The 12,269-nt window shown below is 61.3% G+C and carries 5 protein-coding genes, 5 rRNA genes and 1 pseudogene (1 of these 11 cut by a window edge); 9 read left to right on the forward strand and 2 right to left on the reverse strand.

All coding sequences use genetic code 11. From position 1 onward, the window contains the following. Together OHA37_RS20280 and rrf (OHA37_RS20285) are read left to right on the forward strand one after the other, a co-directional pair. A 23S ribosomal RNA gene (locus tag OHA37_RS20280) occupies positions 1–1,489 on the forward strand; it begins 1,635 nt to the left of the window's first position. A gap of 74 nt (positions 1,490–1,563) precedes the next feature. Further along, positions 1,564–1,681 (forward strand): 5S ribosomal RNA (gene rrf / locus OHA37_RS20285). A 106-nt stretch (positions 1,682–1,787) separates the two neighbouring features. Here rrf (OHA37_RS20285) and OHA37_RS20290 read toward each other — a convergent pair. After that, positions 1,788–2,249 (reverse strand): GNAT family N-acetyltransferase, encoded by a 462-nt coding sequence (locus OHA37_RS20290; protein ID WP_266907213.1) that lies wholly within the window; start codon positions 2,247–2,249, stop codon positions 1,788–1,790. 251 nt (positions 2,250–2,500) lie between these two features. Here OHA37_RS20290 and OHA37_RS20295 point away from each other — a divergent pair. From OHA37_RS20295 to OHA37_RS20310, 4 genes and pseudogenes are all read left to right on the forward strand, one after another. Beyond that, positions 2,501–3,697: pseudogene (locus OHA37_RS20295) on the forward strand (IS110 family transposase). 255 nt (positions 3,698–3,952) lie between these two features. Next, positions 3,953–4,435, forward strand: a complete 483-nt coding sequence (locus OHA37_RS20300) for a hypothetical protein (protein WP_266907215.1) — start codon at positions 3,953–3,955, stop codon at positions 4,433–4,435. A 211-nt stretch (positions 4,436–4,646) separates the two neighbouring features. Then, positions 4,647–5,396, forward strand: coding sequence for a hypothetical protein (locus OHA37_RS20305; RefSeq protein ID WP_266907217.1), 750 nt, complete (start codon positions 4,647–4,649; stop codon positions 5,394–5,396). Between the two features lie 69 nt (positions 5,397–5,465). Then, a complete protein-coding gene (locus OHA37_RS20310; RefSeq protein ID WP_266907219.1) occupies positions 5,466–5,594 on the forward strand; it encodes a hypothetical protein in 129 nt (42 codons plus the stop codon). 303 nt (positions 5,595–5,897) lie between these two features. Here OHA37_RS20310 and OHA37_RS20315 read toward each other — a convergent pair whose 3' ends face one another. Continuing rightward, positions 5,898–6,437 (reverse strand): AAA family ATPase, encoded by a 540-nt coding sequence (locus OHA37_RS20315; protein ID WP_266907221.1) that lies wholly within the window; start codon positions 6,435–6,437, stop codon positions 5,898–5,900. 647 nt (positions 6,438–7,084) lie between these two features. Between OHA37_RS20315 and OHA37_RS20320 the strand changes: the two genes are divergently transcribed. From OHA37_RS20320 to rrf (OHA37_RS20330), 3 genes are all read left to right on the forward strand, one after another. Continuing rightward, positions 7,085–8,609: ribosomal RNA gene (locus tag OHA37_RS20320) — 16S ribosomal RNA — on the forward strand. A gap of 284 nt (positions 8,610–8,893) precedes the next feature. Continuing rightward, positions 8,894–12,017, forward strand: a 23S ribosomal RNA gene (locus OHA37_RS20325). A 74-nt stretch (positions 12,018–12,091) separates the two neighbouring features. Continuing rightward, a 5S ribosomal RNA gene (rrf, locus tag OHA37_RS20330) occupies positions 12,092–12,209 on the forward strand. Together the 16S, 23S and 5S rRNA genes form the textbook arrangement of a ribosomal RNA operon. Positions 12,210–12,269 lie beyond the last annotated feature (60 nt).

The raw sequence follows: 12,269 nt of genomic DNA on the forward strand, positions 1-12,269 counted from the left end.
GATGGGGTGACGCAGGAAGGTAGTCCAGCCCGGGCGGTGGTAGTCCCGGGGTAAGGGTGTAGGCCGAGGGGTAGGCAAATCCGTCCCTCATATAAGGCTGAGACCTGATGCCGAGCCGATTGTGGTGAAGTGGATGATCCTATGCTGTCGAGAAAAGCCTCTAGCGAGTTTCATGGCGGCCCGTACCCTAAACCGACTCAGGTGGTCAGGTAGAGAATACCGAGGCGTTCGGGTGAACTATGGTTAAGGAACTCGGCAAAATGCCCCCGTAACTTCGGGAGAAGGGGGGCCATCACTGGTGATCGGATTTACTCCGTGAGCTGGGGGTGGCCGCAGAGACCAGCGAGAAGCGACTGTTTACTAAAAACACAGGTCCGTGCGAAGCCGTAAGGCGATGTATACGGACTGACGCCTGCCCGGTGCTGGAACGTTAAGGGGACCGGTTAGTCACATTTCGGTGTGGCGAAGCTGAGAACTTAAGCGCCAGTAAACGGCGGTGGTAACTATAACCATCCTAAGGTAGCGAAATTCCTTGTCGGGTAAGTTCCGACCTGCACGAATGGCGTAACGACTTCTCGACTGTCTCAACCATAGGCCCGGTGAAATTGCACTACGAGTAAAGATGCTCGTTTCGCGCAGCAGGACGGAAAGACCCCGGGACCTTTACTATAGTTTGATATTGGTGTTCGGTTCGGCTTGTGTAGGATAGGTGGGAGACTTTGAAGCGGCCACGCCAGTGGTTGTGGAGTCGTCGTTGAAATACCACTCTGGTCGTGCTGGATGTCTAACCTCGGTCCGTGATCCGGATCAGGGACAGTGTCTGATGGGTAGTTTAACTGGGGCGGTTGCCTCCCAAAAAGTAACGGAGGCGCCCAAAGGTTCCCTCAGCCTGGTTGGCAATCAGGTGTTGAGTGTAAGTGCACAAGGGAGCTTGACTGTGAGACCGACGGGTCGAGCAGGGACGAAAGTCGGGACTAGTGATCCGGCGGTGGCTTGTGGAAGCGCCGTCGCTCAACGGATAAAAGGTACCCCGGGGATAACAGGCTGATCTTCCCCAAGAGTCCATATCGACGGGATGGTTTGGCACCTCGATGTCGGCTCGTCGCATCCTGGGGCTGGAGTCGGTCCCAAGGGTTGGGCTGTTCGCCCATTAAAGCGGTACGCGAGCTGGGTTTAGAACGTCGTGAGACAGTTCGGTCCCTATCCGCTGTGCGCGTAGGAATATTGAGAAGGGCTGTCCCTAGTACGAGAGGACCGGGACGGACGAACCTCTGGTGTGCCAGTTGTCCTGCCAAGGGCATGGCTGGTTGGCTACGTTCGGGAGGGATAACCGCTGAAAGCATCTAAGCGGGAAGCCTGCTTCAAGATGAGTATTCCCACCTCCTTGAGAGGGTAAGGCTCCCAGTAGACGACTGGGTTGATAGGCCAGATGTGGAAGCCCGGTAACGGGTGGAGCTGACTGGTACTAATAGGCCGAGGGCTTGTCCTCAGTTGCTCGCGTCCACTGTGTTAGTTCTGAAGTAACGAACTGTGTCATATCCGGTTTGGTTAACTTCATAGTGTTTCGGTGGTCATAGCGTTAGGGAAACGCCCGGTTTACATTCCGAACCCGGAAGCTAAGCCTTTCAGCGCCGATGGTACTGCAGGGGGGACCCTGTGGGAGAGTAGGACGCCGCCGAACAATCATTGTAGAAAGCCCCGTACCGGGTAACCGGTACGGGGCTTTTCTGCGTTTACGGACCGGTGCACCGGCTCCTGCAGAGGCGCGGCGATGCCCCGATCCATCCCTAATCCCGGGGCTGCCAGACGTAGCGGATATCGGGCTCGTGCTCCTCATTGCGCAGCCCGTCGGTACGCTCGACCGCGATGAATCCGTGCCGCTCGTAGAACCGTTGCGCCGGGCCGTTGACCTGGAACGTCCACAGTCCGAGCCCCGCCGGCCGCCGCTGCTTGGCCAGAGCCATGAGCCGGTCGCCCAGGCCCTGCCCACGGCACGACGGCTCCAGGTAGAGCTGTTCCAGTTCCTCGCCGTCGAGTACGAGGAGTCCCGCCACGGTGCCGCCGGCGACCGCTATCCAGGTCTCGTACCGCGGCACGACCACGGAAGAGAACCAGTCCCGCACCTCTTGGTCGCTGTGCGCAAGACGCACGGTCGGCAGCGCGGTCCTGAAGGAACGCAGCCACGTGTCGGCCAAGGCGGCGGCATCGGAGTGGACCGCACGCCGCAATACAAGATCAGCACTGTTCACAGCGCGGGACTATGGCAGATGAACGGCCCCTGCCGCACCCGGATTTGAGGTCGGGCCCCGCCGTCGCTCCCCCCTCTTGTTGTTCATGATCCGGGGGGTGGTGTCACCGGGCCCGGAGGCATCGACGGACCGCTGATGAGGGGCTTGAGCATGGCTTCACCCGAGCCGGAAGGGCTCTCCGTAACGTGGGTGTGGCAGCTCGGTGCCGAGGCAAGCACGGACGAAAGCGTGAGCGGAGGGGCTCGCACGTGATCGACACGAGTGACATCGACGTCTTCCTCGGCCCGGACGTCGGCAAGGGCGAACACCATGCCACCGCCGTCACACCGGCCGGGAAAAAGGCTTTCGACAAGCGACTGCCCACCACCGAACCCAAGCTCCGCGAGCTCTTCGCGAAACTCCAGGCCGAGCACGGAACCGTGCTCGTCGTGGTCGACCAGCCGGCCTCGATCGGCGCCCTGCCGCTAGCCGTGGCCCGGGACATGGGATGCCCGGTGGCCTACCTGCCGGGGATGACGATGCGGCGGATCGCCGACCTCTACCCGGGCGAGGCCAAGACGGACGCGAAGGACCGTTCATCATCGCCGACGCGGCCCGAGCGATCCGCACACCCTGCGGGCGATTGACGGCGAGGACGAGACGATCGCCGAGCTGGAGATGATCGTCGGCTTCGACGACGACCTGGCCGGCGAAGCGACACGCGTCGCGAACCGGCTGCGCGGCCTGCTGACCCAGATCCATCCGTCGCTGGAGCGGGTGCTGGGACCGCGGTTGCAGCACCCGGCCGTCCTCGCCCTGCTGGAGCGGTTCGGCTCTCCGGACCAGATCCGCAAGGCCGACCGGCGCCGCCTGGTCACGCTGTTACGGCCGAAGGCCCCGCGGATGGCCGAGCGGCTGATCGAGGACATCTTCGCCGCCCTGGACGAGCAGACCGTGACCGTCCCGGGGACCGAGGCGGCCGCACTGATCGTCCCAAGCCTGGCCGGATCCCTGACCGCCGTCCTTGACCAGCGCAAAAGCTGGCCGGGCGGATCGAAGAACTCTTGGACGCCCACCCTCTTTCGAAGGTCCTGACGTCGATGCCGGGCATCGGAGTCAGGACCGGAGCCCGCATCCTGATCGAGGTCGGCGACGGCAGCACCTTCCCGACCGCCGGCCACCTCGCCGCCTACGCCGGACTCGCGCCCGCCACCCGGAGTTCGGGCTCATCGATCCGCGGCGAACAGCCCTCCAGACGGGGAAACAAGCAGCTCAAGAGGGCCTTCTTCCTCTCCGCGTTCGCGGCCCTGGCCGACCCCGCATCGCGGACCTACTACGACAAGAAGATCGCCCAGGGCAAGCACCACACCCAGGCCCTGCTCTGCCTCGCCAGACGCCGGGCCGATGTCCTCTTCGCCATGCTCCGCGACGGAACCTTCTATGAGCCCCGGCCAGCCTCAGCCGGCTGATCCTCAGCGGCCTCGCCGCACACGGGGCAGTCCCGCTCGTCGACCGAGTCCATCACGACCGGATGACCACAAAAGTCGCACGGCCGTGTGCTCTCGCCCGCCGACTCTCGAACAGGCACGTCATCACTCATGACAGCCACACTGCCACCCGACCACCTTGACCAAAGACATAGGGGCACACCCCCCGCTTCCCCTATCTATCGGTGCTCTTGTGGGGGCGTGCTGTCCTTGCTGGGCAGGAGGGATGATGCCTCCGTGGCGACCAACCTTGAGCTCTTCGCGGACTACTTCCAGATCCACGTCCTGGACGAGGGATCCGAAGGCGATTTCAGCGGCGTGTGGACCAAACAGACCGTCGCGGACGGGCTCGGCGTCCTAGAAGATGCCCTGGCCATCGGCACCGCCGTCAACGACACGGTGGCAGTCACTGTCCATGCTCTCGCAGATGAGCCGCACGACGACAGCGACGACTTTGACCACGTCGTCGAGGCGAGCTTCCACGCGCCTTCGGGACGGCTCATCGTGATGGGCTGCACCGATTACCTCGACGACGCGGCACGATTCGAAGTCCCCGCGGGCTGGACCCGAGCCCGCGCGTCCCGGCGGAACCTCGCCGCTGCCGTCCGCTGGCTCGAGTCGGACGAGGAGCCCGAGGCGGCCGAGGAGGTCCGGCTGCAGACCTGGCCCGCTCCGTTCTCGGCACCGCACGTCGTGAAGCGATGGACCCGAGCGGAGTAGCCTCCGACTCAGCCTCCCAGACGGACGTCTCTACCGTGCCTGTCGCGAAGCCGCTCGCTCCTACTCGTACAGAACGCCGCTCAACAGATGCGGCCCCTGGCGGACGCCGAAGCCGCTATGAGATGCCACGAAGCCGTCAGTCACGGTCTCGTTTCAGCCGCGCTTGCGGAACAGCCACCCACGGCGGCGGACCGCAGGCTGCACTAGCGCGATGGAGATCGCGGAACTCGTACTGAAGTTCGTGGACACGCTGGCATGGCCCCTCGTCGCCCTGGGCCTCGCGTGGGCCTGGCGCACGAACATCGGGCGGGCGATCGGCCGAATGACCAGAGTCGAAACACCAGCCGGGGCACTTGAGTTCGCCGCCGAGGTGGCCGACATCCGGCGCGAGGCCCAGTACGTAATACCCGCGGCGGCAACCCTGCCCGAGCAGGCCGCCGAAGCAGAACCACGCGACGAAGACCAAGAAGCTGACGACTCGCCTGACACGCCCAGCCCGGATACCCACGTGTGGCGACTAGGAGCAGTACCTGCCCCTCGTCCAGCGCCAGGCGGGTACGGCCACCCAGCGGCGGGGGCTCCCGCAATGGCGGCTGGACCCAGCCTTCAACGAGTCGCGTTCCCACTCGGCGAGGTGCCTGCGATGAGCGGGGCATACCGCGAGATCAGCCGGCATCCAGGTCAGGCCATGAACACCGCATGGGAGCAGCTGATCAACCTGGGCGCGTCGACACTCCACGTCCTGCCGATCATGCCGCCGCGACTGATGGCCCAGGAGCTGGGGCTTTCACTCCACCTGACGCCGGAAGCCGTGCAGCTGATGCTGGACTTGGAGCGTCTGCACAACCGCAGCCGGCAGCAGTCGACTCAGGTGAATGCCGAGGCCGCCCAGGGCTTCGTGGAGATGTGCGAGCTCGTGTACTGGCTTCTTGCCGGTAGTCCCATCCCCTCCGGCACATAGCGGTGACCCCAGGCGGATCGGCCCGTACGGATCAGCCTTGCCCAACGCCTGGAGGACGTTCCCTTCTTCGTGACCGGCTCGGGATACGTGCCGTGGTTCTCCGTGAAGACCGTCTGGGAGGCCCCGTACGACCGGAGCGCCACCGACCGGGGCCATGGGGCCTGGCTCGCCGGCGATGCCGTCGTTCGCAGCCGGTAGGACGCGGTGACCGGTTTCGACATCAGGTCGGGCGCGAAGCGCCTGCCGGGCGAGGGCTGTGCCACAGTCGCCGCGCTCGACCCCACCAACGGCCGGGATCTGTGGCAGACCTCCCGCGCAGCGGCCGTCGCCCTACCTCGCCTTCGGCGCTGACGGCCGCCTCCAGGCGCGGATCGACGAGGGTGGTGGTCACGGCGACATCAAGCAGGCGACCGTTGCCGAGGGGCGGCGGCTGGCGATCGCCGCGTACGTCGGCAATCAGCGGGCCGTCGAACGTGAACCGGCCCGCGGAGGTGTCGCGGTTCAGGCCCGGCTTCCGGTCAGCAGGGGGTGGATCTCCCTGGCAAGGGCGTCTACGTCGACGGGGCGGCTGGTGTCGACGGTTCGGAGGTGGCCGCCCAGGCCGAGGGGGCCCGGGCGGGATGCCCAGGCCGTGACGCGTTCGTGGAGCTGTTCGCTGGTGAGGTCCTGGTCGAGGTGTCCGGGGTGGCGCTTGCGGGTGCTGAATCGTTCGGCGACGAGTTGGGTGTCGCAGTCGCAGAAGACCTCGACCAGGCGGGCGCCGAGTTGGTGGAGGCGGCCGGGGGCGGTGTCGTGGTGCCACCAGTTCACGAGTACGGCCCGCCCGGCATCGGCGGCCAGGGCGAACAGGATCTCGTCGCCGGCCCGGCTCAGCCGGTGGCGCCAGGCTTGGTCACCGATGCCGAGGGAGTCGTAGAGCGACTCGAGGATCACGTCCTTGTCGATGACCGGCAGGCTGAGTTCCGCGGCGAGCCGGCGGGCCAGCGTGCTCTTGCCGCTGGCCGGCAAGCCGGTGACGATCACGAAGGCGTTGTCGGTCACGGCGGTCAGTCTGCCGCAGCCGGAACGGAGGGACCGTTGCGGCCGCCGCCGCAGTCGAGACCGGCCGGACAGCAGCGCCCCTACACCGAGGAGGGCCACCCTGTCGCGGCGATTTTGACGGTGCAGGGGGCGTGATGTAGAGTCAAACGGTTGCCTGGAACTGGACAAGTTCGGCAGCCAGCCCCCAAAGAAGCAATTCGGAGTGGGCACCCTCGACTCCTCATCCAGGAATCCGAAGCCGGGAAATCCGGTGGAAAACTTCTGATAGAGTCGGTCTCGCCGGAAAGGGAAACGCGAAAGCGAAGAACTGGAAAGCGAATCCCGCTGACTGGGAATCGGACACGAAAGAGTCTGATAGAGTCGGAGACACAAGAACGAAGGAAGCGCCCGGAGGAAAGCCCGAGAGGGTGAGTACAAAGGAAGCGTCCGTTCCTTGAGAACTCAACAGCGTGCCAAAAATCAACGCCAAAAAGTTGATACCCCGTCCATTTCGGTGGATGAGGTTCCTTTGAAAAAGACCTGTGAGGTCGCGGCTTCGGCCCTGACACTTGCAGGCAATTACACAGCGAGGACGCAGTGGACGGTCGGTCTTATTCCGACATGACTGTCCCGCTCTAAGTGCGTGTGCACCGGATTACCGGTAAACATTCATGGAGAGTTTGATCCTGGCTCAGGACGAACGCTGGCGGCGTGCTTAACACATGCAAGTCGAACGATGAAGCCCTTCGGGGTGGATTAGTGGCGAACGGGTGAGTAACACGTGGGCAATCTGCCCTTCACTCTGGGACAAGCCCTGGAAACGGGGTCTAATACCGGATAACACTCCTGCCTGCATGGGCGGGGGTTAAAAGCTCCGGCGGTGAAGGATGAGCCCGCGGCCTATCAGCTTGTTGGTGGGGTAATGGCCCACCAAGGCGACGACGGGTAGCCGGCCTGAGAGGGCGACCGGCCACACTGGGACTGAGACACGGCCCAGACTCCTACGGGAGGCAGCAGTGGGGAATATTGCACAATGGGCGAAAGCCTGATGCAGCGACGCCGCGTGAGGGATGACGGCCTTCGGGTTGTAAACCTCTTTCAGCAGGGAAGAAGCGAAAGTGACGGTACCTGCAGAAGAAGCGCCGGCTAACTACGTGCCAGCAGCCGCGGTAATACGTAGGGCGCAAGCGTTGTCCGGAATTATTGGGCGTAAAGAGCTCGTAGGCGGCTTGTCACGTCGGATGTGAAAGCCCGAGGCTTAACCTCGGGTCTGCATTCGATACGGGCTAGCTAGAGTGTGGTAGGGGAGATCGGAATTCCTGGTGTAGCGGTGAAATGCGCAGATATCAGGAGGAACACCGGTGGCGAAGGCGGATCTCTGGGCCATTACTGACGCTGAGGAGCGAAAGCGTGGGGAGCGAACAGGATTAGATACCCTGGTAGTCCACGCCGTAAACGTTGGGAACTAGGTGTTGGCGACATTCCACGTCGTCGGTGCCGCAGCTAACGCATTAAGTTCCCCGCCTGGGGAGTACGGCCGCAAGGCTAAAACTCAAAGGAATTGACGGGGGCCCGCACAAGCAGCGGAGCATGTGGCTTAATTCGACGCAACGCGAAGAACCTTACCAAGGCTTGACATATACCGGAAAGCATTAGAGATAGTGCCCCCCTTGTGGTCGGTATACAGGTGGTGCATGGCTGTCGTCAGCTCGTGTCGTGAGATGTTGGGTTAAGTCCCGCAACGAGCGCAACCCTTGTCCTGTGTTGCCAGCATGCCCTTCGGGGTGATGGGGACTCACAGGAGACCGCCGGGGTCAACTCGGAGGAAGGTGGGGACGACGTCAAGTCATCATGCCCCTTATGTCTTGGGCTGCACACGTGCTACAATGGCCGGTACAATGAGCTGCGATACCGTGAGGTGGAGCGAATCTCAAAAAGCCGGTCTCAGTTCGGATTGGGGTCTGCAACTCGACCCCATGAAGTCGGAGTTGCTAGTAATCGCAGATCAGCATTGCTGCGGTGAATACGTTCCCGGGCCTTGTACACACCGCCCGTCACGTCACGAAAGTCGGTAACACCCGAAGCCGGTGGCCCAACCCGTAAGGGAGGGAGCTGTCGAAGGTGGGACTGGCGATTGGGACGAAGTCGTAACAAGGTAGCCGTACCGGAAGGTGCGGCTGGATCACCTCCTTTCTAAGGAGCACAGTACCGATTGCAGACAAACGTTCTGCACGGTCAGCTCAGGGTGGAACGTTGATTAGTTGGCACGGTTTCCAAAACCTTCTGTGAGTACTGCTTCGGCGTGGAAAACGGTTTGAGTGGCGGGGATCGTGCTTGGCACGTTGTTGGGTATCTGAGGGTACGGCCGAAAGGTCTTATCTTCGCGATGCCGGCCCCAGTGAACTTCGCCTTATGGGTGAGGGTGATGGGTGACTGGTCGTTGCTTGAGAACTACACAGTGGACGCGAGCATCTGTAGGCCAAGTTTTTAAGGGCGCACGGTGGATGCCTTGGCACCAGGAACCGATGAAGGACGTGAGAGGCCGCGATAGGCCCCGGGGAGCTGCCAACTGAGCTTTGATCCGGGGGTGTCCGAATGGGGAAACCCGGCAGTCGTCATGGGCTGTCACCCACTGCTGAACACATAGGCAGTGTGGAGGGAACGCGGGGAAGTGAAACATCTCAGTACCCGCAGGAAGAGAAAACAACCGTGATTCCGGGAGTAGTGGCGAGCGAAACCGGATGAGGCCAAACCGTATGCGTGTGATACCCGGCAGGGGTTGCGCATGCGGGGTTGTGGGAATTCTTTTGATCGGTCTGCCGGCCGGTCGGCGAGTCAGAAACCGTTGATGTAGTCGAAGGACATGCGAAAGGTCCGGCGTAGAGGGTAAGACCCCCGTAGACGAAACATCAGCGGCTTGCTTAAGAATCTCCCAAGTAGCACGGGGCCCGAGAAATCCCGTGTGAATCTGGCGGGACCACCCGCTAAGCCTAAATATTCCCTGGTGACCGATAGCGGATAGTACCGTGAGGGAATGGTGAAAAGTACCGCGGGAGCGGAGTGAAATAGTACCTGAAACCGTGTGCCTACAAGCCGTGGGAGCGTCGCTGTATGTGCTTGCACATACAGTCGTGACTGCGTGCCTTTTGAAGAATGAGCCTGCGAGTTAGCGGTGTGTAGCGAGGTTAACCCGTGTGGGGAAGCCGTAGCGAAAGCGAGTCCGAATAGGGCGATTGAGTTGCACGCTCTAGACCCGAAGCGGAGTGATCTAGCCATGGGCAGGTTGAAGCGGAGGTAAGACTTCGTGGAGGACCGAACCCACCAGGGTTGAAAACCTGGGGGATGACCTGTGGTTAGGGGTGAAAGGCCAATCAAACTCCGTGATAGCTGGTTCTCCCCGAAATGCATTTAGGTGCAGCGTCACGTGTTTCTTGCCGGAGGTAGAGCACTGGATAGGCGATGGGCCCTACCGGGTTACTGACCTTAGCCAAACTCCGAATGCCGGTAAGTGAGAGCGTGGCAGTGAGACTGTGGGGGATAAGCTCCATGGTCGAGAGGGAAACAGCCCAGAGCATCGACTAAGGCCCCTAAGCGTACGCTAAGTGGGAAAGGATGTGGAGTCGCAGAGACAACCAGGAGGTTGGCTTAGAAGCAGCCACCCTTGAAAGAGTGCGTAATAGCTCACTGGTCAAGTGATTCCGCGCCGACAATGTAGCGGGGCTCAAGCGTACCGCCGAAGTCGTGTCATTGCAGCAATAGGGCCAACGCCCGCTGTGATGGGTAGGGGAGCGTCGTGTGCCGGGTGAAGCAGCAGCGGAAGCTAGTTGTGGACGGTTCACGAGTGAGAATGCAGGCATGAGTAGCGATACACACGTGAGAAACGTGTGCGCCGATTGACTAAGGGTTCCTGGGTCAAGCTGATCTGCCCAGGGTAAGTCGGGACCTAAGGCGAGGCCGACAGGCGTAGTCGATGGACAACCGGTTGATATTCCGGTACCCGCTTTGAAACGCCCAATATCGAATCAGGCGATGCTAAGCCCGTGAAGCCGTTCCGGACCCTTCGGGGAAAGGAAAGTGGTGGAGCCGGTGACCCAGACTTGTAGTAGGTAAGCGATGGGGTGACGCAGGAAGGTAGTCCAGCCCGGGCGGTGGTAGTCCCGGGGTAAGGGTGTAGGCCGAGGGGTAGGCAAATCCGTCCCTCATATAAGGCTGAGACCTGATGCCGAGCCGATTGTGGTGAAGTGGATGATCCTATGCTGTCGAGAAAAGCCTCTAGCGAGTTTCATGGCGGCCCGTACCCTAAACCGACTCAGGTGGTCAGGTAGAGAATACCGAGGCGTTCGGGTGAACTATGGTTAAGGAACTCGGCAAAATGCCCCCGTAACTTCGGGAGAAGGGGGGCCATCACTGGTGATCGGATTTACTCCGTGAGCTGGGGGTGGCCGCAGAGACCAGCGAGAAGCGACTGTTTACTAAAAACACAGGTCCGTGCGAAGCCGTAAGGCGATGTATACGGACTGACGCCTGCCCGGTGCTGGAACGTTAAGGGGACCGGTTAGTCACATTTCGGTGTGGCGAAGCTGAGAACTTAAGCGCCAGTAAACGGCGGTGGTAACTATAACCATCCTAAGGTAGCGAAATTCCTTGTCGGGTAAGTTCCGACCTGCACGAATGGCGTAACGACTTCTCGACTGTCTCAACCATAGGCCCGGTGAAATTGCACTACGAGTAAAGATGCTCGTTTCGCGCAGCAGGACGGAAAGACCCCGGGACCTTTACTATAGTTTGATATTGGTGTTCGGTTCGGCTTGTGTAGGATAGGTGGGAGACTTTGAAGCGGCCACGCCAGTGGTTGTGGAGTCGTCGTTGAAATACCACTCTGGTCGTGCTGGATGTCTAACCTCGGTCCGTGATCCGGATCAGGGACAGTGTCTGATGGGTAGTTTAACTGGGGCGGTTGCCTCCCAAAAAGTAACGGAGGCGCCCAAAGGTTCCCTCAGCCTGGTTGGCAATCAGGTGTTGAGTGTAAGTGCACAAGGGAGCTTGACTGTGAGACCGACGGGTCGAGCAGGGACGAAAGTCGGGACTAGTGATCCGGCGGTGGCTTGTGGAAGCGCCGTCGCTCAACGGATAAAAGGTACCCCGGGGATAACAGGCTGATCTTCCCCAAGAGTCCATATCGACGGGATGGTTTGGCACCTCGATGTCGGCTCGTCGCATCCTGGGGCTGGAGTCGGTCCCAAGGGTTGGGCTGTTCGCCCATTAAAGCGGTACGCGAGCTGGGTTTAGAACGTCGTGAGACAGTTCGGTCCCTATCCGCTGTGCGCGTAGGAATATTGAGAAGGGCTGTCCCTAGTACGAGAGGACCGGGACGGACGAACCTCTGGTGTGCCAGTTGTCCTGCCAAGGGCATGGCTGGTTGGCTACGTTCGGGAGGGATAACCGCTGAAAGCATCTAAGCGGGAAGCCTGCTTCAAGATGAGTATTCCCACCTCCTTGAGAGGGTAAGGCTCCCAGTAGACGACTGGGTTGATAGGCCAGATGTGGAAGCCCGGTAACGGGTGGAGCTGACTGGTACTAATAGGCCGAGGGCTTGTCCTCAGTTGCTCGCGTCCACTGTGTTAGTTCTGAAGTAACGAACTGTGTCATATCCGGTTTGGTTAACTTCATAGTGTTTCGGTGGTCATAGCGTTAGGGAAACGCCCGGTTTACATTCCGAACCCGGAAGCTAAGCCTTTCAGCGCCGATGGTACTGCAGGGGGGACCCTGTGGGAGAGTAGGACGCCGCCGAACAATCATTGTAGAAAGCCCCGTACCGGGTAACCGGTACGGGGCTTTTCTGCGTTTACGGGG

This window comes from Streptomyces sp. NBC_00335 (assembly GCF_036127095.1).
In the GTDB taxonomy this organism is placed as follows: Bacteria; Actinomycetota; Actinomycetes; order Streptomycetales; family Streptomycetaceae; genus Streptomyces.

What these genes read in the sequence shown, in the direction of transcription:
- OHA37_RS20305 (WP_266907217.1), top strand. Translation starts at nt 4,647, where the DNA reads ATGGAGATCGCGGAACTCGTACTGAAGTTCGTGGACACGCTGGCATGG.